27 protein-coding genes and 1 riboswitch are annotated in these 23,447 nt (G+C 34.3%); of the genes, 11 read left to right on the top strand and 16 right to left on the bottom strand.

Annotated elements, in window-relative coordinates:
• Positions 1 to 42 precede the first annotated feature (42 nt).
• Positions 43 to 594: a GNAT family N-acetyltransferase gene (locus H9635_RS05510; protein WP_191699145.1), complete on the bottom strand. Its 552-nt coding sequence runs from the start codon at positions 592 to 594 to the stop codon at positions 43 to 45.
• A gap of 216 nt (positions 595 to 810) precedes the next feature.
• On the opposite strand from H9635_RS05510, the gene H9635_RS05515 reads away from it, so the two are divergent.
• From H9635_RS05515 to H9635_RS05525, 3 genes are read left to right on the top strand one after another with little or no spacing between them, the layout of a single operon-like run.
• Complete coding sequence (locus H9635_RS05515; RefSeq protein ID WP_191699146.1) at positions 811 to 2,082, top strand: helix-turn-helix domain-containing protein; 1,272 nt, start codon at positions 811 to 813, stop codon at positions 2,080 to 2,082.
• 12 nt (positions 2,083 to 2,094) lie between these two features.
• Positions 2,095 to 3,303, top strand: a complete 1,209-nt coding sequence (locus H9635_RS05520; protein ID WP_191699147.1) for an MFS transporter — start codon at positions 2,095 to 2,097, stop codon at positions 3,301 to 3,303.
• Positions 3,300 to 3,473 (top strand): hypothetical protein, encoded by a 174-nt coding sequence (locus H9635_RS05525; RefSeq protein ID WP_191699148.1) that lies wholly within the window; start codon positions 3,300 to 3,302, stop codon positions 3,471 to 3,473. The genes H9635_RS05520 and H9635_RS05525 overlap by 4 nt, the downstream gene beginning before the upstream one ends.
• A 162-nt stretch (positions 3,474 to 3,635) precedes the next feature.
• Here the strand turns inward: H9635_RS05525 and H9635_RS05530 are convergent, their stop codons facing one another.
• A complete protein-coding gene (locus H9635_RS05530) occupies positions 3,636 to 4,973 on the bottom strand; it encodes an amino acid permease (protein WP_191699149.1) in 1,338 nt (445 codons plus the stop codon).
• Between the two features lie 159 nt (positions 4,974 to 5,132).
• Positions 5,133 to 5,211: riboswitch (glycine riboswitch) on the bottom strand.
• Positions 5,212 to 5,743: 532 nt separating this feature from the next.
• On the opposite strand from H9635_RS05530, the gene H9635_RS05535 reads away from it, so the two are divergent.
• Positions 5,744 to 6,940: an MDR family MFS transporter gene (locus H9635_RS05535; RefSeq protein ID WP_191699150.1), complete on the top strand. Its 1,197-nt coding sequence runs from the start codon at positions 5,744 to 5,746 to the stop codon at positions 6,938 to 6,940.
• 152 nt (positions 6,941 to 7,092) lie between these two features.
• Here H9635_RS05535 and H9635_RS05540 read toward each other — a convergent pair whose 3' ends face one another.
• Together H9635_RS05540 and H9635_RS05545 are read right to left on the bottom strand one after the other, a co-directional pair.
• Entirely contained in the window at positions 7,093 to 8,262 is a 1,170-nt protein-coding gene (locus H9635_RS05540; RefSeq protein ID WP_191699151.1) for an anti-sigma factor family protein, read from the bottom strand.
• Positions 8,252 to 8,794, bottom strand: a complete 543-nt coding sequence (locus H9635_RS05545) for an RNA polymerase sigma factor (protein ID WP_191699152.1) — start codon at positions 8,792 to 8,794, stop codon at positions 8,252 to 8,254. The genes H9635_RS05540 and H9635_RS05545 overlap by 11 nt, the downstream gene beginning before the upstream one ends.
• Before the next feature lie 196 nt (positions 8,795 to 8,990).
• Here H9635_RS05545 and H9635_RS05550 point away from each other — a divergent pair, with 196 nt between their 5' ends.
• The gene (locus tag H9635_RS05550; RefSeq protein WP_191699153.1) at positions 8,991 to 9,308 is read left to right on the top strand and encodes a hypothetical protein; all 318 of its coding nucleotides are present in this window, start codon (positions 8,991 to 8,993) and stop codon (positions 9,306 to 9,308) included.
• A gap of 155 nt (positions 9,309 to 9,463) precedes the next feature.
• On the opposite strand, the gene H9635_RS05555 is transcribed toward H9635_RS05550, so the two are convergent.
• The 4 genes from H9635_RS05555 to H9635_RS05570 form a co-directional block, all read right to left on the bottom strand.
• The gene (locus H9635_RS05555; RefSeq protein WP_191699154.1) at positions 9,464 to 9,730 is read right to left on the bottom strand and encodes a hypothetical protein; all 267 of its coding nucleotides are present in this window, start codon (positions 9,728 to 9,730) and stop codon (positions 9,464 to 9,466) included.
• A 122-nt stretch (positions 9,731 to 9,852) separates the two neighbouring features.
• Positions 9,853 to 10,341, bottom strand: a complete 489-nt coding sequence (locus H9635_RS05560; protein WP_191699155.1) for a tetratricopeptide repeat protein — start codon at positions 10,339 to 10,341, stop codon at positions 9,853 to 9,855.
• Between the two features lie 206 nt (positions 10,342 to 10,547).
• The gene (lepB, locus tag H9635_RS05565) at positions 10,548 to 11,171 is read right to left on the bottom strand and encodes a signal peptidase I (RefSeq protein WP_191699156.1); all 624 of its coding nucleotides are present in this window, start codon (positions 11,169 to 11,171) and stop codon (positions 10,548 to 10,550) included.
• Positions 11,172 to 11,290: 119 nt separating this feature from the next.
• Positions 11,291 to 11,470 carry a hypothetical protein gene (locus H9635_RS05570; protein WP_191699157.1) on the bottom strand — a complete coding sequence of 60 codons (180 nt, stop codon included), beginning with the start codon at positions 11,468 to 11,470 and terminating at the stop codon, positions 11,291 to 11,293.
• A gap of 169 nt (positions 11,471 to 11,639) precedes the next feature.
• Between H9635_RS05570 and H9635_RS05575 the strand changes: the two genes are divergently transcribed.
• Complete coding sequence (locus H9635_RS05575) at positions 11,640 to 12,089, top strand: hypothetical protein (protein WP_191699158.1); 450 nt, start codon at positions 11,640 to 11,642, stop codon at positions 12,087 to 12,089.
• A 170-nt stretch (positions 12,090 to 12,259) separates the two neighbouring features.
• On the top strand, positions 12,260 to 12,829 hold the full coding sequence (locus tag H9635_RS05580) for a hypothetical protein (protein WP_191699159.1): 570 nt from the start codon (positions 12,260 to 12,262) through the stop codon (positions 12,827 to 12,829).
• 506 nt (positions 12,830 to 13,335) lie between these two features.
• Here the strand turns inward: H9635_RS05580 and H9635_RS05585 are convergent.
• Entirely contained in the window at positions 13,336 to 13,680 is a 345-nt protein-coding gene (locus H9635_RS05585; protein WP_191699160.1) for an NIPSNAP family protein, read from the bottom strand.
• A gap of 69 nt (positions 13,681 to 13,749) precedes the next feature.
• On the bottom strand, positions 13,750 to 14,538 hold the full coding sequence (locus tag H9635_RS05590; RefSeq protein WP_225231135.1) for a lipid II flippase Amj family protein: 789 nt from the start codon (positions 14,536 to 14,538) through the stop codon (positions 13,750 to 13,752).
• A gap of 127 nt (positions 14,539 to 14,665) precedes the next feature.
• On the opposite strand from H9635_RS05590, the gene H9635_RS05595 reads away from it, so the two are divergent.
• From H9635_RS05595 to H9635_RS05605, 3 genes are all read left to right on the top strand, one after another.
• Entirely contained in the window at positions 14,666 to 14,881 is a 216-nt protein-coding gene (locus tag H9635_RS05595; RefSeq protein ID WP_191699161.1) for a hypothetical protein, read from the top strand.
• 92 nt (positions 14,882 to 14,973) lie between these two features.
• Complete coding sequence (locus H9635_RS05600; RefSeq protein ID WP_191699162.1) at positions 14,974 to 15,450, top strand: hypothetical protein; 477 nt, start codon at positions 14,974 to 14,976, stop codon at positions 15,448 to 15,450.
• 2 nt (positions 15,451 to 15,452) lie between these two features.
• Entirely contained in the window at positions 15,453 to 15,986 is a 534-nt protein-coding gene (locus H9635_RS05605) for a GrpB family protein (protein WP_191699163.1), read from the top strand.
• 87 nt (positions 15,987 to 16,073) lie between these two features.
• Here the strand turns inward: H9635_RS05605 and nadD are convergent, their stop codons facing one another.
• The 6 genes from nadD to H9635_RS05635 form a co-directional block, all read right to left on the bottom strand.
• Positions 16,074 to 16,709: a nicotinate (nicotinamide) nucleotide adenylyltransferase gene (gene nadD, locus H9635_RS05610; protein ID WP_191699164.1), complete on the bottom strand. Its 636-nt coding sequence runs from the start codon at positions 16,707 to 16,709 to the stop codon at positions 16,074 to 16,076.
• Positions 16,710 to 16,763: 54 nt separating this feature from the next.
• Positions 16,764 to 18,227: a nicotinate phosphoribosyltransferase gene (locus H9635_RS05615; RefSeq protein ID WP_191699165.1), complete on the bottom strand. Its 1,464-nt coding sequence runs from the start codon at positions 18,225 to 18,227 to the stop codon at positions 16,764 to 16,766.
• 54 nt (positions 18,228 to 18,281) lie between these two features.
• Positions 18,282 to 19,190, bottom strand: coding sequence for a cysteine hydrolase family protein (locus H9635_RS05620; protein ID WP_191699166.1), 909 nt, complete (start codon positions 19,188 to 19,190; stop codon positions 18,282 to 18,284).
• Between the two features lie 119 nt (positions 19,191 to 19,309).
• The gene (locus H9635_RS05625) at positions 19,310 to 20,128 is read right to left on the bottom strand and encodes an NUDIX domain-containing protein (protein WP_191699167.1); all 819 of its coding nucleotides are present in this window, start codon (positions 20,126 to 20,128) and stop codon (positions 19,310 to 19,312) included.
• 444 nt (positions 20,129 to 20,572) lie between these two features.
• The gene (locus H9635_RS05630) at positions 20,573 to 21,043 is read right to left on the bottom strand and encodes a DMP19 family protein (protein ID WP_191699168.1); all 471 of its coding nucleotides are present in this window, start codon (positions 21,041 to 21,043) and stop codon (positions 20,573 to 20,575) included.
• Between the two features lie 184 nt (positions 21,044 to 21,227).
• A complete protein-coding gene (locus H9635_RS05635) occupies positions 21,228 to 21,752 on the bottom strand; it encodes a dehydrogenase (protein WP_191699169.1) in 525 nt (174 codons plus the stop codon).
• 222 nt (positions 21,753 to 21,974) lie between these two features.
• On the opposite strand from H9635_RS05635, the gene aspA reads away from it, so the two are divergent.
• A complete protein-coding gene (gene aspA, locus H9635_RS05640) occupies positions 21,975 to 23,399 on the top strand; it encodes an aspartate ammonia-lyase (protein ID WP_191699170.1) in 1,425 nt (474 codons plus the stop codon).
• Positions 23,400 to 23,447: the final 48 nt, after the last annotated feature.

A 23,447-nucleotide genomic window follows, 5' to 3' on the forward strand; every position in this document is an offset into this window, starting at 1 on the left:
TAAAAAAAACCTCATCACATAAATGATGAGGTCCATTTTTCTTTATTTATCCTCGCCTACCCAATCTTCTGCCATTAAACCATAAACTGCGTGATCGACATAATGATCGTATAGCCATTCCGCCTGACGAATCGTTCCTTCGTGCATAAAACTTAAACGCTCAGCAATGTGGCGGCTCTTCTTATTATCGACTGCAGCATGAATTTCTACCTTCTGAAGCTTATATTCGTGGAAGGCAATATCTATAATCCCTTTTACAGCGCGTGTCATAATGCCTTCACCTTGAAACTTTTCATCTAGAAAATAGCCAATCTCGCATTTTTTCAGCGACCAGTTAATCGTATTTATTGAGATTTTCCCAACAAATTGTCCTTTATAAAAAATCGCTGTGTCCAGACCTTCACGCTTTGCAAACTTTTCCAAATTCATTGCCGCAAAGGCACGCGTATCTTCCACAGTTTTTGTATTGTCTACCCAACCAAGCCACCCACGCAAATAACTGCGGGAACGGTCAATGAATGCAAAAATTTCCTCTGCATCATTTTGCGTAATTAACTTTAATTGTATTTCATTATCCACTTCATAATAAAACATACGATCTCTCCTATCTAATCTCCCAATAAAAACAAAACTATCTTTTTTATTTCCTTATCATATAAGAGCAGGGTTATATTATGCAATTAAATAACGCAATATTTTATACATTTGTGTAAGTCCGATTATTTAGAGCTGCTCACAATCATTATTAATCCAAAAATTCACAATATTTCATAACTTAATTTTGATAAAATAGATTAAGAGGTGTTCCATATGGATAAACAACAACAATCATGGGGTAAGCTTTTAAAATACTACAGACAGAAAAAGAAACTAAAACAAGATGAAGTAGCAGCAGGGTTATGTACACCTTCCTACTTAAGCCGCATTGAGAATGGCATTGTCATTGCAGAATATGCCTTGTATGAACAGTTATTTGCAAAATTAAACATAGATTTTTCTAGCCTTCAGCACGATATTTCCGAGCATACAGCCTTTATGGAAGCTGTGTACGAAAAGCTTTTATCGAATGTTGCTGTTGCAGAAAGTGATAGAGAGCTATTAACGACGCTCATGCAAAATGAATATTCCGTTGAACTTCAAATCACCGCCAAGCTTATTTACAGTCGATATTTGTATTCCATAAAAGAAGATATGGATGCAAGAAAGCTTTTTAATGAAATCAAACCTGTTGTCAGTTGGAAAAAAGATCGTATTACTGAGTTATTTGTATCCATTACAGCGTTTGGACATTTATCCTTTATGGAATTTGACCTTTTAGCTAAAAAAGAACAGCAGGAGCAGCATGCGCAATATTTATCCAACGCACATCCTTTTGAGCTTGCCAATTATCATTATCATATCGCGTTTGCGAACCACCGCAGCTACCAATTTCAAAAGGCTCTGCAACATATCGAGCTTGCAGCACACTATTTCACGCATCAGTTTAAACCATTATTTCAATTAAAGCTGTACTCGATGAAGGGCGTTATTTTTAATGATCTCCACCGTTACCGCGAAGCATTACAGGAATATGAGGCGGGTATTGAGCTACTGGAAAATGTCGAATCGATTCAAACACCGATGCAGTGGAGCTCGCTTCATAATAACATTGCCTACTGTTACGAATGCCAACAAGATTACCAAAAAGCCAGTAAGCATTATGAGACCGCTAATCAATATGATGAAGATCTGCATTCAGTTATTAACTGGATGCGCACCTGTTTTCAAAATAAAGATTTCACGCAATTAGAAAAGCTCTTCCACCGTTATGAGGAACAGCGGTTTTCAATCCAGCACCACATTCATCAGCGAAAGCTTTTACAATATGCAGTTCAGCAGGAGCAGACCATTCACGGCCTAAAAGATCTGGAAGAACAGGCTTTTTTGCATTTCAATGAAGAGCAGTACTATGCGTTAATACTTTTTTATGCCCCTTTATGGGGACAGTTTTACGAACAGCTCCATGCCTATAAGCATGCCAGCCAATGCTATAAACAAGCTTTATTTGCAAGTGAAAAAGTACGACAACGAATGAGTCGCTAAGAGGGTGAATATATGGCGTTACGAAAAGAGTATTTTTATTTATGGTTTGGATTTGGTGTATCCAAATTGGGGAGCTGGATTTACTTAATCGCACTTAATCTAACCGTATGGCATTTAACAGAGTCACCTGCAGCAGTTGCAGGTATTTATATCATTGGTCCAATTGCCCGGATTATTTGCAGCTTTTTTGCCGGCTCCATTGTAGACCGTTCCAATAAAAGGACGATTCTCATATTCAGTGATTTATCCCGCGCAGGTATTGTTTGTTTGATGCCACTGCTTACGGATATTTGGCTAATATACTGCTTCATATTCCTCGCCAATATTGCAGTATGTTTCTCCAATCCGAGCACTACCTATATGATTACAAAGCTTGTACAGCCAAATGATCGTTTACGCTTCAACTCTATTAACGCTATGCTTGGCTCCGGAAGCTTTATGGTCGGGCCTGCGTTAAGTGGCGCAATCATCGCCTTTAGCAGTACTTCTACTGCGATGTGGATAAATGCATGCATGCTTCTGTTTAGTGCATGGATGATGTACTTACTGCCAAATGTTCAAGGTGAAATGACGAAACTATCAAAGACGATTACCCCTGCCGTAATTCGGGATGACTTTTATGTCGTCTGGAAATTTATTCGTGAGAAAAAAGCAATTTTATACTTTTTTGTTTTATATTCAACTGCTCTCATGATCTGTTATTCACTTGATTCACAGGAAATGTCATTTTTAAAGGATTTTCATGAGGTGTCTGATACCGCATACGGCATCATAGTCGGACTGACTGGAATTGGTGCCATCGTTGGTGGATTTATGGCTGCTAAATATGTCAAAAAATTATCGCTCATTTCATATATTGGAGCAGGCTTTTCTTTAACATTAGTATGTTATTTTGTGTTTTATTTTTCATCGAATCTGATATTGGCCATTGCTTCGTTCATTTTACTTGGATTATTTATGGCATTTAGTAATGCGGGCTATGCAACATTTTATCAGCAAACGATTCCTACTGAAATTATGGGTCGGTTTGGCAGTACGTTAGGTTTAATCGAAAGTGTGATGCAAATCGTGTTGACACTGGTTATTGGTGTTTTAGCTGAAATCTATTCCATCCAGCTGATAACAAGTTTATTTGCTTTTATTGGTGTCTTAATGGCCTGTCTTGTGTACGTTTATTTACTAAGAAATTCAATGTTATTCTTACAGGAGGAGTTAAAATGATTACTTATGAAGCAGTTTGTTTTTGCTGTAAACAGCCTTTTTTATTGGTGGAAGGCACAACAAAATACCAAAAGTATAAACGGAATATGCGTGGCAAGTTTTCCTGTGATAGTTGCGACGATAAAATCCATATGGAGGCACGGAAAAATTTACTGGGGAAACTGCGGTAGATATTCGCCAGTTTTATCGGGTTATTCGCCACTTTTATGCAGATATTCGTCACTTTTCCTCTCTTAATCGTCACTCTTCATTTGACATTCGCCACTTTGACCCCGTTATTCGTCAATCATCAAAAAAAGGCGCCTCGCACATGCGGAGCGCCTTCCTTATATTTATTTTTTCCGAATTGCATATAAAACAAATAGCAAAATAAACCATAATGGCGTCAGCATAAGAGAAGTTCTTGTAGCCTCTGAAATCGCCATAATAATTAATAGAAAGAAGAAAAAGGCTAAAACCAAATAGTTCACAAACGGCGTTAATGGTGCTTTAAATATCGATTTCGCATGCAAATCCGGGTGGCGCTTTTTGTAAATGATATGCGAGATTAAAATAATGCTCCACACCCAAATAAAGCAAATCGCGCTGATTGTCGTTACAATGCTAAAGGCATCATCCGGCATCAGATAGCTAAGCAGCGCACCGATTGATACGACGATTGCAGAAAATAATAATCCGTTTTGCGGAACGGCATTTTTATTTAATTTACCGAAAGATTTCGGAGCCTGTTCCCCTTTACTTAAACTAAACAGCATACGGCTTGTTGAGAACATCCCACTATTTCCTGCAGAGGCAGCTGATGTTAATACGACAAAATTAATAAGTCCTGCCGCAATCGGAATACCGACTAAAGCAAATACTTGAACGAACGGTGAGCTTGTAGCACTTAACGTATCCCAAGGGTTAATCGTTAAAATAACAAATAGCGCACCTACGTAAAACAGTAATATACGGATCGGTATTTTATTAATGGCTGATGGTATATTTTTTTGCGGATTTTCCGTTTCAGCAGCTGCTACCCCGACTAATTCCACTCCAACAAATGCAAAGACAACCATTTGGAAAGCCATAAGGAAGCCAAATGCTCCGTTCGGGAATAAACCGCCATGCTCCCAAAGATTAGATACGGCAACCTTCCCGGCATCTGTTTCAAATCCAATGATGAGTAATACAAGCCCGATTGCAATAAGTGCAATGATCGTAATAATTTTTATAAGAGCAAACCAAAATTCCAGTTCACCGAATAATTTTACAGTCAGTAAATTTAAGATAAGTAAGACTACTAAACAGGCAATGGCCGGCACCCATTGAGGGATATCAAACCAATATTGGGTATACATCCCGACCGCTATAATATCTGCCATAGCCGTCATAATCCAGCAGAACCAATATGTCCAGCCAGTAACGTACCCTGCCCAATCTCCTAAATATTCTGTAGCGAACTCTGTAAATGAAGCATAGCCCCCTTTTGATAATAGGAGCTCTCCAAGTGCCCGCATGACGAAAAATAAAGCTATCCCTACGATTAAATACCCGATGATTATTGATGGTCCTGCAAGTGAGATCGCTTTTCCTGACCCTAAAAATAGCCCTGTACCGATTGTTCCGCCAATCGCAATTAGTTGTACATGCCGATTTTTAAGATCGCGCTTGAGTTCATGTTGTTCCAAAACGAATTCCTCCAAAGGATAAGTATTTTGTCTGCCACAAGGACAGCGCAAAATAATAGGTAAATGTTCGCGGTTCATCCAATCATGTTTTCTGAAAATTAAAAAAGGAACTGATAATTCACCAGTTCCTGTAGATAAGAATAATAACGTCCCTTATTATTCCTGTCTTCTGTCCTTTTGCCTGAGATAATGAACCCTTCGGCGACGCGGTACACGCGCTCTCTCCAGAAACTGCTCCCGTCAGTAGTGCTATCCACGACGATCTTCGCTTGATATGTATGTAATTAATCCCTATTTGTTGTCGGCAACCTCCAACTCCAAACAGGTCGCTCACGATACTATTATTGTACAATAATTAATACTAACAACTATTTTGCATGGACACAATGGTTAGAAAATAAAAGTAAATCGAAACAAGCAATTTATCAATGTTTCCACTAATATGTAAACCTGTTGCAGAATTTTCATTCTAAAAAAAGTATCCCACTGAAGATAATGAATATTTCATTTTCAGTGGGATACTTTTAGGATTTGTAGCTTTAAAATGTAAAAAACCACTGAACTAATCGGTTTTAATAAACGATTAGTTCAGTGGTTTTACTCGTTCTAATAGGAATATATGTTCTATTTATAGTGCTCGTCAAATAAAAGTAGTATTTACTCGTTTTTCATATTATTAGTATATCAAATTTTTTTATTAAAGTCTATATTTTCCATATTTTTAAATCTAAAATAAACCCATCGGCCGAAATAAATCAATGAGGTATTATATGGTTAAAAAAAATATATGGACACGCAATTTAAAGGTAAGACTTTGTGGAGAAACAATCTTTAATTTATTTTATTGGATGTATTTTCCTTTCATTGCGATTTACTTTAGTCAATCATTGGGGTTGGCTTTGGCAGGTGCGTTGATGATGGTTCCACCAATTCTCAGCCTAATTACCGGACTCATAGGAGGTTCATTTGCAGATAGATTTGGACGAAAAAGCGTGATGCTATGGGGCGTAGGTATTCAGTTTACTATGTTTATTCTATTCGCTACGTCTAGTATAATTTGGCTCGATTATTTTGCTTTTTTAGGAATTACAATAGGTAAGGGTCTATATAAACCGGCAAGCGATGCCATGGTTGCAGATACAGTTTCAGCAGAATATAGAAAAGAAGTATTTGCCACATTTTTAACAGGAAGTAATTTAGGGGCAGTTATAGGACCTATCTTAGGTGCATGGTTATTTTTTGATTACCGTGATTTGCTGCTATGGAGCTGCGCTATTGTACTGATGATTTTCTTTTTATTTATCTATTTTTGGTTTGAAGAAACGCTAACTTGGACTTCAAATGAAGGTTTATTTTCACCAATAAAACAATTAAAAGACTACATTATCATACTAAAGGACAATAAATTTTCTTATTATTTATTGGCAGGAATTTTCTCTGTTATTGCGATTATGCAATTAGATTTATACTTATCAGTTTATATTTACGATTACGTACCAAATCAGTCAATCGTTTCATTTATAAACTTCGAACTTTCCAGTAAAGACGTATTAGGTTATATGTTAGGACTAAATGGTATTTTATTTGTAGTATTTGTTCTACCTATTACCAAATGGTTAAAAGGTTGGAGCGATAAGCATGTGTTTATTTTAAGCTGTCTATTAGCAGGCTTTGGTATGTTTGCAGTAGGTTTTACAACAAATATATGGATCTTGTTATTTCTAACGATTATATTTACTTTTGGTGAAATTGTAAGAGCGCCTGTTCTATACAATTTTGTGAGTGAATATGCCCCCGAAAATGCAAGAGGACAGTATATGGCTGCATCTAACATGCAATTTACAATTGGACGTTTGTTGGCACCATTCACAGTTATTTTAGCGGCCCTTTTTGGACCACTAATTATTTTCAGTATTATTTTACTATGTGCGTTTATTAGTCTAGTTTTTTATATCAAGCTTTATTGAAGAGAGAGATTAACAATCCCTTTGAAATATTGATGTGTTATTCTTTTGGGAGCTATTCTTTTAATCAATTATAAAGAAATGACATTTGGATAAGATTTTCCCACATACAAAAAACTCTCACCTAAATCGTATATTAAGTGAGAGTCTATTTTTTAATGTAAGTCTAATACAATTGGATCGATTTGTTTGAATTTCTTTACAGGAGCCGGCACTAATTTTAAGTTAGATGGTATTTGTTCAAAATTCTCAAACTCGTATATATAAGTGCTACGACCTTTAATATATTTATGATCTCCACTATTTAAACCGATTAAACGATTGTTATGCTCGATATACCAATATATCGGCACTGTTTCAGGTTTGCCCTCTGTAGATATTTTCACATACATAGACCCTTTATCTATTTCTACCGAATCTATTGCATACGTCACGTCATTATATTGAAATGTTTGTAGTTGAGACGTATTCACATCCGTTTCAAATAAATCAAAAACATAGGCTTCCATTCGCAGCACTTCAAATGTTGATGGGTTCGTATACTTAGGAACAGATGTTGTATAAATCATTTCACCTAATGTTTCTGTACCGCCACCACTAGTAGAGTATTTCGGTATTAGCGGTTGTTCATCGTCTTTTGTTTTCCAAGTAGTTAAAATAAGTTGGTCCTTATCATCTCGAATGGCAAATTTAACCATCGATCTTACCGTGCCAAAAAAGTCATCTTGTGTAGATTCAATTTTAGGCTCATTTGCCACTTCTACATTTTGATACTTATTTAAAAATTGCTTATATAAGTTATTTTGCTCTTGCTGGTAGTTTTCCTTAAATTTAACTCGGTAAATAATATCATAGTTTTCACCATTTTCTTCAACCTTATCGATTGAAACATCCAAAAATGGCTCGTTATAATCTAAGACTTGTTCACCTTCTAAATGTTCTTCCAGGACGTTACTATTTGTTTCTATTAATTGTGTTGGCTCATCAAACGGCTGCTGTGCCAATTCATTCGGTGTACGGTTCCAAGAATATAGTACAAAGCTTAGCATAATAACGGCTGCACTGATTACACTCATTTTTAAAGTATGCCAAGATTTTTTATGTTTTACATTCGTTTGAATACGTTGCATAATCGCATCAGCTTGGCTATTCGCCATTCTAGGTTTATTGAGCTGTGCAATTAAAGTCTTTTGTTCATTTAATAACTGTTCATATTCAAGTTGACAATTTTTACAGGAATGCAAATGCGCTTCCATTTTATTTCGTTCTATCTCTTCTAAAAAACCTTCTACATAATCTTCTAGCAAATAAGCATTACATTTCATAAAAATAACCTCCTTTTTTCATTGAAATTGACCTAAGTTTTCTTTTACTTCGGTGTAACTTGTTACGGACATCATTTAAGGAAATTTGAAGTACTTCGCTTATTTCATCATAGCTTAGCTCATTTACATATTTCAGCAATATCACCATGTACTCAACTTCATCCAACTGTTGAAGAAGTTGTTCTAACTGCTCATTTCTTTCATGTAACAATAATATTTTTTCAGGATAATGACTATTTATTACCTCACTATCAATATGTATCATTTGCAGGTTATGTTTCCGTAAATAATCAAAACAATTATTAACGACAATTCTATAGAGCCATGCATTAAAAGATCCTGTGTTTTTATACTTATGTAGGCTATAAAATACTTTTATAAAACTATCCTGTACGATGTCTTCCGCTGTCGCATGATTTTTTACTATTCGTATAACAGTGGTAAAAACTTTCTGCTCATAATGTTTGACAATACTGGTGAAATAATGACTTTCGCCGTTCTTTACCCGTGTGACTAGTTCGTCCATATTCATTCGTTTCACCTCCCTACTACTACAACGAAAAAAAATTCATTTCCTCTCAAATTTTTCTTTTTTTATTAATATTTAACTCGTTTATTTGGGCAGGATGAAAATTTTAGCGATTTCTTCAAGTTTTAAGGAAGGAACTTATTCCCATTTTATACGTATTAAAATAAAGGGTAAAAGGCTTTGTAATGGAGGGACAACATTGAAACATTTAATTTTATTGATTGTATCTTGGTTGATTTTATCTGGATGTGCGGGATTAGCAGATTATACAATTTCATTGGAGAATGGTTATCGAATTGATAGACTTTCAGCTCATCAAATTCAAATATACGGAGAAGAACCAGTAAATGATGGAAAGGAAAATACAATAAACTATTTGTATGTACCAGCTGAAGTGACTGCTGTATGGTGGAATGAACAGTATATTATCGCAAAACAATTGCACTTAAAGTCAAACGGACGAGGTGTAGAAGGACCACCAAAAAATCTATTGATGCTGAGTATTCTTATTGGATAATTGAAATGAATAAAAACAAAGTAAAGGGTCCCCTAACGTTAAAAGAGTTAGAAAGTGATTCAGAACAATTAGGTATTAACGTCGTCTTTACACCAGTCGAAAAGCTAAAAAGGGAACCATAATTGATTAATGAACAACCATTAGGAAGACTTTCGTTAGTCTAAAGCTTCTTTATCTGTTATATCACCCTTGTCATTTGACCAAATCTGAAATTTTTGTCCATCAATCTCAACTACCAATACGTATTCTGAAAACCATTCACCCCAAGAGCTTATATGATTTATCGTAATAATATTTTCAATTTCAGGATTATGTTCAATTACTTTATCTTTTACACTCTTCATCATAATATTTGGCACTAAAAAATACGCAGCTATCATTATAATTACTATGCTGCTCAATCCGATTATTACCTTTTTCAAAATATCACCTCTAATGAGTGTGGCCAAACTTCGAATTAGAAACGTTTATGGGGTCTTTTTTTTATACTTTTTGATCTTGTTTTATTTAAGCACGCTTTTGTATAAGTACAAATTTTTACAACCTATTTCCATACTTCATCTAATTTATCAGCATAGAAATTGATTGCTTTTTTATAATTAAGTATTTCAGAGTCTGTTGTGGTATCTATCAGGCATTTCAATAAAATTTCCATCGCTTTTCTATGATCGTTTAAATTATACAGGGTCATTGAATAAAATACTTGAATTGCTCTGTTATTTGGAAATAATTCGATTCCTTTAAGAAATGAATTTTTTGATTTTTCGTATTCTCCTAATGTTCTATATGTACTTCCAAGTCCCAATATTGCTCCTTCTAGATTTTTACCAGATAACCCTAACTTAATTGCCCTTTCATAAAAGGGAACTGCTTTTGATTCTTCTCCTAAAATATCAAAACTCCAAGCGCATTGATAGTTAACCAATGCATTATCAGGGTATTCCTCAACTATTTTCAAAAGTAATTGATTAGATTCTTTCTTTTTATTATCTTTTCGTAATTCAAGTGCTCTTATAAGCTTTTCTTCTTTCAATGTAAATAACCTCTTTTCATACTTCTTTCACTAAAACTAAACTACACAGTTATTAGAATTATAACCTTCCCATAGCCTCATTGGGTACTTACTGTTCATAAGCAACCAACACACCCCCTATTCTATTGAACGGGGGGTGTTGGTTTCCTAACTTTTCATTTGGGAAAGTTATTTAATATTAAGATTTATCTATTCAATTTTAGAATTTACTTTTTATAGCCTAACACTTTACCTTGAATATTTTCTTCGGGTAATAAACCGAAATCTTTACTGTCCGTTCCTCTCCACCACATATCAACTAACACAAAAACAGTATTTTCCTTAACCTTAATTGGTTCCATTGATGTATTAAAGTAGTGCTCCATTTCTTCTTTGTTAATATTCTTTAAATCAACTGTTTCAAAATATTCTTCTTTTGTTAATCCTAAGCTCATTGCCACACCATAGAAAGTATCTAATTTTTCGTCATTAATATAAACTTGCCCACCTTTAATCTTTACGATTTCATTGGGCAATCCGACAACTCTTCCTAAATACATTTTTGGGAGATTCTCATTCTTTTCAAGTTCGGAATCAAGCATCTGATAATAAATGACATCACCTCTTTGCAGTTTTTCACTGTAAGGCTCCACAACAAGTTCAGAATGTGACATTGTATTAAAGTCGTGATTTCCTCTATCCATAGCATCCAAATTCCATTCAACTAATAATTGTGATTCTTGAGGTGTCACAGTTCCCAATACTTCAGAAGTATTCTTATCAGTAATTGTATTTGTAGTTGCCACATTTCCTTGACTACAACCAACTAAAATAAAGATTGGTAATAGCACAGTTAAAAGTCTTATCTTAAGCACTCCTTCTTTGAAAGTGTTATTTAAATTATTCACTAAAACTGCCTATATCTTTTTTAACTTTAAACATTCCCAAAGCGATTTTGAAGTCACCCCTATTAGTTAGACGCATTTTTATCTCTACGACTTAATCCAAAAACTGCACATGCATAAATGAAGATGCCACTACATAACCACATCATTAATCCATCATATTCACCGTTTAAAAAAGTTACGTTTATTAATATAAATAACTGCATTAAACAAATTGAAATAAATAAATATAAAGAATTTTTCATACTAGGTACCTCCAAATTAATTTTATTTTAATTATGCCTGCAAATGTCTAAATATTTCCTGTCCCTAATATAACGTTAATAAATGACCAAGTTTTACTGAATGGAGACTTTTAGTTGATTTATAATTTAATTTAACCATATAATTACATAAATTGCAGGGGGTGTAATTTTGAAAAGGAAACACATTTTAATAGTTATTATCGTTATTTTAGTCGGTGTTTTGGGGTTGAAATTTATGATTGATAACAAAACATATTCAGCTAATAAAATTTTAGGAAATCCTGACTTTAGTGCAGTTAATCGAGAGATGGAAGTTATAAAAATTAAACATAATCCCCTTGAATTAATAACTATAGAAATTCCAGCAGAACAGCAAAAATTGCTTATTGAAAGCTTTAAAAATCTATCATTTAAAAAAAATAAAGATTCTCAAATAGAATACCATTATCGTATTAATTTCTCTTTAAACTCAAATTTTGCTTTTTATATAGATGTAGATAAGGGGATAATAGTGCTTTCTGATAAAAACCAAAAATTTGGGATTATAAATGATGTAAATTTCTTAGAAAATTTTAAAGAAATAATAGAAAATGAAAAAGAAGTAATTAATAGTAATTGAATCTTTGTATTTATGAAGCCAGTCATTTTCCTTCAGGGTGATGACTGGCTTTCTCTTATATTGTCACATAAGATTTAAGATAACTTTAAATTAACATATTTTACCTATAATTAACGTTTCCATCCCCCCTTCGAACTAATTTGGTATTATTAATCGAAGGGGGATGAGCTATGAAGAAAGCAAGTTTAGGCTTTGCACTAATAGTTATATGTATCGTCTTTTTTATTTTTGGTGGATATCGATTTACACCTTTGGCAGCCGCAAAAGCAAATTCATTTGTAACGAAGAATTTTGAACTTATTGGCGAATATAAAAATGACTCAAATAGTTTTTATTTATTTAAAAGCGACAGTAAACAACAATATAGAACCGTTTATGTGAATCAAAACAACTTAATTTACCATAGCAATAGTTCAACAGTAATTCCTTATAGTAAAGATAGTTTACAGACCATTGGTGGAATGAGTATTCAGTATGAAGACGAAACAGCGACGATCTTTATAGTTCATTCTCTTGATGAGAAAGTGGCTTCAATTAGCTTAGATACAGAATTTGGAATTGAAAGTAAAAAAATTACGAAGGATGAAATCGTATATTTTCTATTACCCTTTACAAAGCAAATTGACCAGCTCAATGCAGTAGCTTTAGATAAAAACGGCAATAAATTATATGAATACGGATACGAAAGTGATAACTTAATCAATGATTTAAAGTGGAATTACAGTACCCGCCTAAAATAAGGGTAAATTTTTCCGTTATTTAAAGGATGAAGCGTATTTTGGGGAAAATAAGGGAACGATTTACCGTTATTTTATATAAAAACCTGAAATTTCATGTTTTTTAAGTCAATAACGGAAATTTCTTCCCTTATTTCGTCTATTTTTTATGTCATTTTCAAAATAGCGGAAATTCCTTCCGCTATTTATATCATTACGCAATACAATTTACAAAAGCTTTGTAGTCACGTCGCCCGGAATGTAGTACAACGAACAGCTTCAACGAGTTTTTCCGTAGCAATTCTTATTTTTTCAATTTTGTCATCCCCAACTTATGGTGATGAACTATAATTCATCCCTGGCAATGGTTTGAGGATATTTTTGGAATACTGTGTCATTTTAATCGCCATTTATCTAGAGAGTTTACTGTCTAAATATAATGCTGCTTAGCGTGTCATTTACACTGTTGTTAATAATGACCTTTTCCTTTCTCAAAGGAGTTTTATCTTAATCGTTAGAAATAGTAATCCTCAAGACATAGTTACCGTAGAAATCAATTCTTCATTTTTAACTTGTAATATGTATTTCGATAAAACGTAATCTCTCCCACCATTTTCTTCATACCATTTTTTTATTTTATTTACGTGATTGAGATCTGCTTTTATTTTGGTTTCAATTTCAATATAAGCCTCATAGTTATCATATTCCCAAATAGCAAAAATTTCTGTAGTATGATCATCATTCGGTTTCATCCATCTACCAATGAGCCGACTACCATGGCTCAATTGATTAGGTAAATTGGTTTGATTAAAGTGATGATTAAATCGGTCTACAAATTCATTTTTTACAACGTAATATTTTCTACGATAGAACATTTGAACACCCTCCATCAAAAAATTAAATTTAACCCTATTTTCTCTTAAAAGCATTTCTATTTAAAAATACTATGCAATGAATTTTGCAAACCAAGCAACATAATGCGCTCCTGGAATAAATAGGAGTTGGGCAAATAACGTTCCTAAAAGTCTTGAACTCATCATCATAACCGAAGCTCTTTTCAAATCAGAATAATTTCCTTTTTTATTAATGACATCATCAGCCAAAATAGATATTTTTGGGTCAATAAATATAATTAATAACATTGTGGCTATACCGTTGATTAATCCTGAAGCCATAATCGCAGTTGTTTTGTATTCAGGAACCAATAAGCTAGCATATAAAGCCGATAACACCCCTATTGTATAAACAGCAGTAATGACAATATTAATAATAAATAGCTTTATTGGAATATCACGTATCCCTATTCCTCGTAAATATGACAGGCTTGGCTTGTGTAAATGTTTGAATCCCCTACTTATATAGTCGAATGTAAAACCTTTTTTCAATAAAGCTGGGATTGAACCCCTTTCATCAGCTAAATGAATAATCGCTCTAGAAAAAATGGCTACAAAGGTCGGTAAACAAATAATACCAAGCAACGTACCGAGTGAAGCTGAGCCTATAAGAAATCGGAATTGATGCTCGACAAATTGTAAAGCATGATCAGCAGGAGCATTATCGATCAAGCTCCCTGTAAATGGCTGCTGCATCATGTTAGATAATCTTGAAACCATCACCATTACATTAAAAAGGGATAATGCCGATGCTAATAAGCGAACACGAGCGCCAGAAAGTCGCACTGCGTACGCTAATGTTTCTATCGAGTGAATGATTAATATAAATAAAGCAATCATTATGAGTTTTTCTGTTAAAAGATCTATTGCCCCCACCTGCCATATCCTTATTTTTACATTTCGACGTTTTAATTGTAAACTAGTTGCATCGCTTTCATACATTTGTATTTAGAAAGAGAGGATTAAATTGAAGAAATATATCAATAAAGAAAATGAAGTACAATTTTATTATGCATTTATTTATATTGGCTTTTTTCAAGCGCTTCTTACAGGAATTGTAGTCATTCAAGGTATTTCAGAAGGTAGGGGCATTGGCTATATTAGTTTCTTCTCGGCAGGTGTAGTGATATCAATCTGGTTAGGTATTAACTCATTAATAAAATACAATAAGAAAAAAATTTAAATGATCCACTGAAAAATTGATAACTTTTCAGATGATTCAAACTAGTATTAAAGGTAGAATAATAGATAGTCACCTGAGATGGAGGAGAATTTATGCGTGTTTTCTTTATAATCAGTGTTTTCTTGTCAGGCTTAGTTACATTTGGCGCGATATGGATTGTGCATCAAATGACAGCAAATTTCAATCCTGATGGTAGTAATCCATTGTGGAGTAATGGCAATCCTGGTTTATTTTTTATGCTGTGGCCTATGCCATTTATTTTCTACTTTTTATTTTCAATGATATTCGTATTTGAGAAGATCCATAATACATATAAAGTGAATAGAAGACGTTTTATTACGGGTTATACCATACTATTTTTAGCCCTCATAAGTTTCACTTTATATCGAATAATAGATTTTAATAGAGTGGCTCAACCTTATTTTGAATATGAAATCGGGTACCTTAATCCTTATACAAATGATTTATTTTTCAATGTATGGACGTTATTAGCGGCACTATGTATTCCGGCTATCGTATCTTTTTATTTAGAAGGGCGTAAAAAATCAATTATAGATGCGAGGGGTTAAACATGAAGTTAGGCTTAAAAAATAATGAGGTTGTCATTGTACCGTATGATCCGGATTGGAAAGCTGAGTTTGAAAAAGCAAAAACGGAAATTATTCAAAATACAAATTTGAAACCAAACCAAATTGAACACATTGGAAGTACTTCTATTGAGGGGATTCGAGCTAAGCCGATTATTGATATTTTAATAGGTGTCGACAGTTTGACTGCACTTGATAAAACATTTTTCAAAAACATTCAAAATGCAGGCTATTACAGGTTGAAGGTTGAAAGACCAAACGAAATTGTTTGTGCCAAGTTTACGGATGAAACATTTGAAATAAAAACGCATTTTATTCATATTGTTGAGTTGGAAAAGGAAAAATGGAACCAAATGCTATTCTTCAGAGATTATTTGAATACTCATCAAGATGTTAAAGAACAGTATGAGAACCTAAAAGAATCCTTCTTTAGTACAGAACTAAAAGGCATTCAATCCTATACAGATTATAAAGAGCAATTTGTACAATCTGTCTTTGAGAAGATGAAAAGTAAGTAACTCCAATATAAAAGCATTAATCCAGAATCACTTGAATTAATGCTTATTGTAGGATATGATTTCCTACAAACACTATTTGTGTTATGGTTAATCCTTTTCCGGAACGAATCCGTATAATTGATGTTCTTCGATATATTTGTACACTTTTTCAGGCATATAGAATTTTGGGTGATGCCCGATTTCAAACTCATCACGAATGTAAGAAGAACTGATATTGTTGTCTACTTGCCAATAAATGAAGTCAAAGTGTTCTTCGTATTTTCGAAGTAATTTATCTTTCGCAATGATTTCATGCATATCAATGTTTTCTCTTCGAATCACAACGAATTTATTTTCTTTTAAAAGGTCCTCTTTGTGTGACCACTTTTCGCCACTCGCAATGTCGCGAAGCAAGTCTGCTCCCATTAAGAAATACAAGTCATGTCCTTTGTATTTTTCCATTTCTCGTAATTTTCGCATTGTGTTATATGTTTGAATATTCCACGGAGATTGGTGCAATTCGATATCTTCGATTTCAAACTTGCTATGTCCCTCGATGGCTAATTTAATCATATTTACACGATGTTCATCGCTGACGTGCATATCTTTATCTTTTCGGTGATTATTCGATGGCATTAAAAAGATTTTATCAAACCCTTTTCGTTCCAACATTTCTTGAATAGTATTTAAATGCCCTGTTGTAATAGGGTCAAATGCACTTCCTAAAAATCCATATTTCGCCATGTCTTTTCCTCTTTTCTTTTTTAAAAACTTGGAAGGAGGGGCATCCCCCCTTAGTTAATCAATCATTTCTTGCACTTTCGCTTTAACTTCTTCGATTTTTTTCATTTTTTTATCCCAACATTTTTGACTTAAATCTACAGGGTATTCTTCTGGATGTAATGTTCGTGTGTACTCTTCCCAAAGTAATGTAAGGTTTTCTTTTGCATACATCTCGATTTCTTCAATGTTAGGGATTGTGTATACAAGTTCTCCCGCAACGAAGATATCTTCGTGGAGTTTTTTCGCTTTAAAACCCGTTACGAATTTTGAAATATAGGTATGAACGGGATGGAACATTTTTAATCGTTCTTCTTGTTCTGGGTTTTCTGTATCGAGCGCGATATAATCACCTTCGCTTTTCCCACTTGCTACATTAATAATGCGATAAGGTGTTTTTAATCCCGGTGTTGATACTTTTTCAGGGTTTCCTGAAATTTTAATAGTATCTTCAAATTCCCCTTGGTCATTTTCAATCGCAACCATTTTGTACACCGCGCCAAGTGCGGGTTGGTCATAAGCTGTAATTAATTTTGTTCCAATTCCCCATGTATCAATTTTAGCCCCTTGTGCTTTTAAGTTGATAATTGTATATTCATCTAAATCGTTTGAAGCAGTGATTTTTGCCTTTTTGTAACCCGCTTTATCCAACATTTTTCTTGCTTCTTTTGATAAGTAAGCTAGGTCTCCGCTATCTAAGCGAATTCCAACGAAATTGATTTTATCGCCCATTTCTTTAGCTACACGAATAGCATTAGGTACACCTGAACGAAGCGTGTCATACGTATCCACTAAGAACACACAATCTTTATGTGTTTCCGCATACTTTTTGAATGCAGTATAATCATCTTGATAAGTTTGTACCAATGCATGGGCGTGAGTACCAACAGCAGGGATGCCGAACTTTTTACTTGCACGAACATTACTCGTACCTTCAAACCCGCCTATATATGCTGCTCTTGTACCCCAAATAGCCGCATCTAATTCTTGCGCTCTACGTGTACCAAATTCGAACGCAACGTCTTCACCAACCACTTGTTTAATACGAGCCGCTTTTGTCGCAATGAGTGTTTGATAATTGACAATGTTCAAAATTGCCGTTTCGATGATTTGAGCTTGAGCAAGTGGTGCTTCTATTCGAATTAGTGGTTCGTTCGCAAAAGCCAATTCCCCTTCTTTCATCGCACGGATATCCCCTGTAAAACGCATGTTTGCTAGATAGTCTAAAAATTCTTTATCATAACCACCTTCTTCACGAAGATAGTCGATATCGCTTCCTGAGAATTTAAATCCTTTTAAGTATTGGATTACACGTTCTAAGCCCGCAAAAATTGTATAACCATTTCCGAACGGTAATTTTCTGAAATACACTTCAAAGATTGCCTTTTTTTCTGCAATACCGTCTTTAAAGTATGTTTCCACCATGTTAATTTGGTAAAGGTCTGTGTGAAGCGTTAAGCTATCGTCTTGATATTTTTTCATCAAAATTCCCTCCTAAGGTTTGTAATCATTAGGAGCGAGAAAACCCGCCCCCTGTTAAAGTGTCACTTCCGTAGATAACACACGTTGAATGCCATATGTTTTTTCTAATTCTTGAAATGCTTGTTCAGTTGTTTCTTCATATCCAGCAATAGGACTCGTACAGTCTTCTAATAAATAGATATTTTTCGTAAGTTCTTTGTTATGGTCATAAAATTCAACGATTTGACGAACCGATTCTAATACACAATGTGATTTCGCTTCTCCTGCGATAAAGATTTTATCGTAATTTTTAAGAGATAATAAGAACTCATTATTTTCGCCTTCTGCATAAAGAGAATATTCCGGTTTGATAATACCGTACATTTCGCTTAACGGGTCTTTTCCTTTGGTTATTTTTTGAATCGGTGTTTTTCGTACAATCGAATGGAAATGGATCATATTTGAGAATTGCCCTTCTAAAGCTGCACCGAATGTACCTTCAATACAGTGATATGTCCAAATACATAATTGCTTTTTACCGATTTTTTCAAGGTTCTCTACGTAATCAGCACTTGCTTTTTCGTAATTAATAGCTTTCCATTTACCGGTTTTTACATTTTCTGCTGTGATAATCGTAAATGGTTTGGGGTGATTCCCCTGTTCATCCACCCACCAGCAAGGATGGAAGATTTGGTGTAATTCATGCGTATCAAGAGATACTGCAATGTCGGTGATTTTTTCTAAATTTCGATAGAGGAAATGTGTTGTATTTTCAATATCTTTATGGGAATTTAGTACACCGAGTTCTCCGTTTTCCATGAAATCGTTTTGAAAATCGATACCGATAAATAACACCTTTTCTTTATCTTCAACAGAAGGTTTGAATTTTTCTTTTTTTGCTAATGTTAGTAAATCGTTAAGCTTCGCTGTATTCGCTTTTCCTATTTTCTCAATATGAACAATCTTTTCAAAATTTGTCTTCATTACATCCCACTCCTTTTTTAAAATCATTAATAACAATTCAGTAATTGTTAATTGTTTTTTATAAAAAATAATCGTTTTTAAATGCTAAAAATTGAAATTTGAAATTTTTGTCATCGAACTTAATTCCAAATGGACGGTACAGGCTCAACTTCTTCGAATTTGTACAATTTTGAAGGTCGTTTATTTTTACCTGTTGGTTCGGTTACTTTTGGATTCCCTTGTGCGTCTTTTGCTTCTTCAATGAAATCAAGTGATGGTGCTTTTCGGAAAAAGGCAGATTTTGTGTTTACCACGTTGTCATCAATCACTGCTAATAATACTTGTCGCAATTCTTCTAACTTGAATTCTACTGGTAAGAAGTTTTTTGCTACTGTTGTTTGTTGCATATCTTTTTTAACTGATGAAATTGCATCTTCGATAATTTGACGATGGTCGAATGCAATGTCCAATTTAAACACTTCATCAATCGTGAATAATTGCACTTCCGCTGCATCATCTGCTGCTCTTCGGTCTTGGATATGTTGTTCAGGTACAATCGCATAATGAGCGTTTGAAATAATCCAACCTCTCTTATCACGACCAAATGTATCGTACACGCCGAAATGTTTAATATGAACACCTTTAATACTTGTTTCTTCTAATAACTCTCGTTTCGCTGATTCAAAAGCACTTCCCTTATCCCCTTCAATTTGTGTGAAGCCACCGGGTAATGCCCACTTGTTGCCTTCAATATTCGGTTCGCCTTCTGCGTCAAGTCCAGCTCGTTTAATCAACATTAAAGCTAAGCAATATTTCGAACTTTTTTCATCTTTTGCTTTGTATTGTTCGTTTGGTAAAAGTGTAAAGATGGCGATGTCTGATGTGTAACCCTCGGGTGTGCGGTATTTACTTGTGTCATAATTTTTTAATGCTTCTTCTTCTGAATGATACTTTGCCATTTTAATTCCTCCTAAGTGAGAATATTCATACTTGATATTACAAATCCGTTTTAAAGAATAAGTGTATGTTTTTTATTAACAATTAACAATTTGTTAATTTAAATATATACGATGATTTAATGAATTGCAAGAAAAAAATAATGTATTTTCTTATGGTTACATTTAAGGTGTGGAAATTCCTAAGTAAGCATGAAGGACATTTTAGCGAAACAAAAAAAAACTGCCTGATCTTGGGCAGTTCGTATTTAAGAGTAATAAGCTTGTTATAACCATTCCTTCACATAAGCTATTAACCCAACAACCGCACCAATCGCGGCACCAAAAAATACAAAGTAGCTCGTTTTTACTTCAGAGATGTTCCATTTATTATTTGTAGTGTTCATCAAAATTCCCCCTAAATAAAATATCATTGTGTTTACTTATGTATCGATAGTAGAAGAATACTCAATCCTCCACTACTTCAATCAAATCCGAATAGATCTCAACAAAATATATTTCCAATAACACTCTCAACTCATCATTAAGCTTGTAATAGTCATCTGTCGCTTTTTCGACGACACTATAAAACTCGTCTTCTTCAATTTCATCATTTTCTAAGGCAACGTACAAGCTCCATAACTTTTTACCATACTTCTTCTCAATCATTGCATAATTGTGAGCGCCTATTTCCTCAAGGACGCCAATTAGTTTATTCAAGTAATTATCTATTCCCATCTCATTAATTTCCTGTCCAAACCATCTGAATAAACTTTCGTGGCCCCCACTTTCGAGTTCAGAGTAGTAATGATAGACAATGAATGCTTTATTTAAAATAGGGTCTTCTGATGACAATCTTGATTCACTTAAAACACCCATTACAGCGTTTGAGATATCTGTCTTGCTCATTAAATCTTTTCTTTGCATTTTTGGTTTCATAGTATTCCCTCCAATTGATCTTGTACAAGTTCAATATTGCCTTAATTGAAGTATACCTTTTCAAACCATAAATTGTTAACTTATCTTCCGTATAATCCCGCTTCAAAAATTATTAGGGGCACTTCAATTCGTGCTTACGTTATAGATTCGCAGAATACTGAAGAACCCCCGAAACAAACGCATTCTATTGCAATTTTTCTTGAACAATCGCATCATCTTCAAGAATTGTCCGGTTAATATCAATTAACTTCCCTTTTGTCGTGTTTGTTTTTTCCATTTTAACGACATAAGTATTGCCGAGTGCGATTTCCGTGCATACAATTTCTTTACCACTACGGATATTTTCAGGAAAATTAAGCTTTACAATTAAAGTTTCTTCTTCTTTTTTTACATGTTCAAGTACCCTGCCACAGCCATCTGAATAGGCCGTTACAAAAAGAACTTCTTCCGTTTCAAAGTCTATGTCAGGGACAGTATCAAATTCAAAAATTTCAGCCCATTTTAAATAAAGTTTTTCATCCTGTACAATTGAAATACTTGAACCCACCTCTGGAGGCATGAAGTCTAAATGGTGCAGTAGTTCATAGTCAATATTACTTTCCGCTGCGTCTTCCCCACTGTTTTCATCCGAATTTCCCGTCTTCTCACCTGTATTACAGGCAGCTAATAACAAAATTAGTGCAAACATGTATGGTAACCATTTGTTCATTGAATTTCACCTCACTACTTTCTTAATTAGTCGCATAAAGCAGAAAAAAGTTTCGTAATCGACTAGAATACATTTATAATGAAATTCGACAATAACTTTTTAAAGTTCACATGAACACGTCAAATAATCTTATTATTCAGCAAGTAAGCTTTTAAGTTTTTTTGACGTATAATGTAATTGTTTATCCAACTATTACACCATTCTCTTGGAGGGTTCGTACAAATGAGTACACGTATTGAAAAAGACTTTTTAGGCACATTAGAAATTCCAAAGGACGCATATTACGGCGTTCAGACAACTCGTGCAATAGAAAACTTCCCCATCACAAAAATGACTATGCATCCGGAATTGATCCGCGCATTTGCCATTGTGAAAAAAAGCTCAGCACTTGCGAATGCAGCGATCGGTAAATTAGACGCAACAATTGCTAATGCGATTGCGCAAGCATCTGATGATATTATTAAAGGGCATTTACACGATCAATTCGTTGTAGATCCAATTCAAGGCGGCGCAGGTACTTCAATGAACATGAATGCCAATGAAGTCATTGCTAACCGTGCGTTAGAAATACTAGGGGAAGAAAAAGGTACTTATTCAATCATCAGTCCTAACAGCCATGTTAATATGGCTCAATCAACAAATGATGCATTCCCATCTGCTATTCATATCGCAACAGTAGCTACTTTAGATAAGTTAATTATGGCGATGGAAGTAATGCGTGATAGTTTCATTCAAAAATCAGTAGAATTTGATTCCATTGTAAAAATGGGTCGTACTCATTTACAAGATGCAGTACCAATCCGTTTAGGTCAAGAATTTGGTGCATACGCGGCAGTAGTAGCACGTGATATTGCCCGTATTAAAAAAGCTCAGCAAACAATGCTGCAAATCAATATCGGTGCAACTGCTATCGGTACTGGTTTAAATGCAGATACACAATATATGAAATTAGCTGTAGAAAACATTGCTGCTTATAGTGGATTCCCATTCATTAAAGTAGATAATTTAATCGATGGTACACAAAATACAGATACGTACGCAGAAGTTTCATCCATGTTAAAAATCGCGATGATGAATATGTCGAAAATCTGTAATGACTTACGCTTAATGGCATCAGGTCCAAAAGCCGGTTTTGCAGAAATCCGTTTACCGGAACGCCAACCTGGTTCATCGATTATGCCTGGTAAAGTAAATCCAGTTATGCCAGAAGTGATTAACCAAATTGCCTTCCAAGTAATCGGTAATGATGTTACGATCTCTCTTGCTTCAGAAGCAGGACAATTCGAATTGAATGTAATGGAACCGGTATTAGTATTCAACCTGTTACAATCAATCGAAATTATGACTAACGGTTTTACAGTATTCACGAAGTACTGCTTAGATCATATCGAAGCAAATGAAGCACGTTTACATGATTTTGTAGAGCAATCAATCGGTGTCGTAACAGCTTTAGCTCCTCATTTAGGGTATGAGCGTTCAAGCCAGATTGCCCGTGAAGCACTTCATAGCGGTAAATCTGTACGTGAACTTTGCCTACAATATAGTTATTTCACAATCGAACAATTGGATATTATTTTAAATCCATTTGAATTAACACAGCCAGGTATTGCTGGTGAACGTGCTTTTGAGAAAAAAGTATTTCTTTAATATAAAGAAAGCGCCACTGAGAAATTATATTTCCCAGTGGCGCTTATT

This window comes from Solibacillus faecavium (genome assembly GCF_014836905.1).
In the GTDB taxonomy this organism is placed as follows: domain Bacteria; phylum Bacillota; class Bacilli; order Bacillales_A; family Planococcaceae; genus Solibacillus; species Solibacillus faecavium.

What these genes read in the sequence shown, in the direction of transcription:
- H9635_RS05570 (WP_191699157.1), bottom strand. Translation starts at nt 11,470, where the DNA reads ATGAAAAATTCTTTATATTTATTTATTTCAATTTGTTTAATGCAGTTA.
- H9635_RS05600 (WP_191699162.1), top strand. Translation starts at nt 14,974, where the DNA reads ATGCGTGTTTTCTTTATAATCAGTGTTTTCTTGTCAGGCTTAGTTACA.
- nadD (WP_191699164.1), bottom strand. Translation starts at nt 16,709, where the DNA reads ATGGCGAAATATGGATTTTTAGGAAGTGCATTTGACCCTATTACAACA.
- H9635_RS05545 (WP_191699152.1), bottom strand. Translation starts at nt 8,794, where the DNA reads ATGAATATGGACGAACTAGTCACACGGGTAAAGAACGGCGAAAGTCAT.
- H9635_RS05540 (WP_191699151.1), bottom strand. Translation starts at nt 8,262, where the DNA reads ATGAAATGTAATGCTTATTTGCTAGAAGATTATGTAGAAGGTTTTTTA.
- H9635_RS05605 (WP_191699163.1), top strand. Translation starts at nt 15,453, where the DNA reads ATGAAGTTAGGCTTAAAAAATAATGAGGTTGTCATTGTACCGTATGAT.
- H9635_RS05510 (WP_191699145.1), bottom strand. Translation starts at nt 594, where the DNA reads ATGTTTTATTATGAAGTGGATAATGAAATACAATTAAAGTTAATTACG.
- H9635_RS05590 (WP_225231135.1), bottom strand. Translation starts at nt 14,538, where the DNA reads ATGATTGCTTTATTTATATTAATCATTCACTCGATAGAAACATTAGCG.
- H9635_RS05620 (WP_191699166.1), bottom strand. Translation starts at nt 19,190, where the DNA reads ATGAAGACAAATTTTGAAAAGATTGTTCATATTGAGAAAATAGGAAAA.
- H9635_RS05515 (WP_191699146.1), top strand. Translation starts at nt 811, where the DNA reads ATGGATAAACAACAACAATCATGGGGTAAGCTTTTAAAATACTACAGA.
- H9635_RS05635 (WP_191699169.1), bottom strand. Translation starts at nt 21,752, where the DNA reads ATGAACAAATGGTTACCATACATGTTTGCACTAATTTTGTTATTAGCT.
- H9635_RS05630 (WP_191699168.1), bottom strand. Translation starts at nt 21,043, where the DNA reads ATGAAACCAAAAATGCAAAGAAAAGATTTAATGAGCAAGACAGATATC.
- aspA (WP_191699170.1), top strand. Translation starts at nt 21,975, where the DNA reads ATGAGTACACGTATTGAAAAAGACTTTTTAGGCACATTAGAAATTCCA.
- H9635_RS05525 (WP_191699148.1), top strand. Translation starts at nt 3,300, where the DNA reads ATGATTACTTATGAAGCAGTTTGTTTTTGCTGTAAACAGCCTTTTTTA.
- H9635_RS05535 (WP_191699150.1), top strand. Translation starts at nt 5,744, where the DNA reads ATGGTTAAAAAAAATATATGGACACGCAATTTAAAGGTAAGACTTTGT.
- H9635_RS05625 (WP_191699167.1), bottom strand. Translation starts at nt 20,128, where the DNA reads ATGGCAAAGTATCATTCAGAAGAAGAAGCATTAAAAAATTATGACACA.
- H9635_RS05615 (WP_191699165.1), bottom strand. Translation starts at nt 18,227, where the DNA reads ATGAAAAAATATCAAGACGATAGCTTAACGCTTCACACAGACCTTTAC.
- H9635_RS05580 (WP_191699159.1), top strand. Translation starts at nt 12,260, where the DNA reads ATGAAGAAAGCAAGTTTAGGCTTTGCACTAATAGTTATATGTATCGTC.
- H9635_RS05585 (WP_191699160.1), bottom strand. Translation starts at nt 13,680, where the DNA reads ATGTTCTATCGTAGAAAATATTACGTTGTAAAAAATGAATTTGTAGAC.
- H9635_RS05520 (WP_191699147.1), top strand. Translation starts at nt 2,095, where the DNA reads ATGGCGTTACGAAAAGAGTATTTTTATTTATGGTTTGGATTTGGTGTA.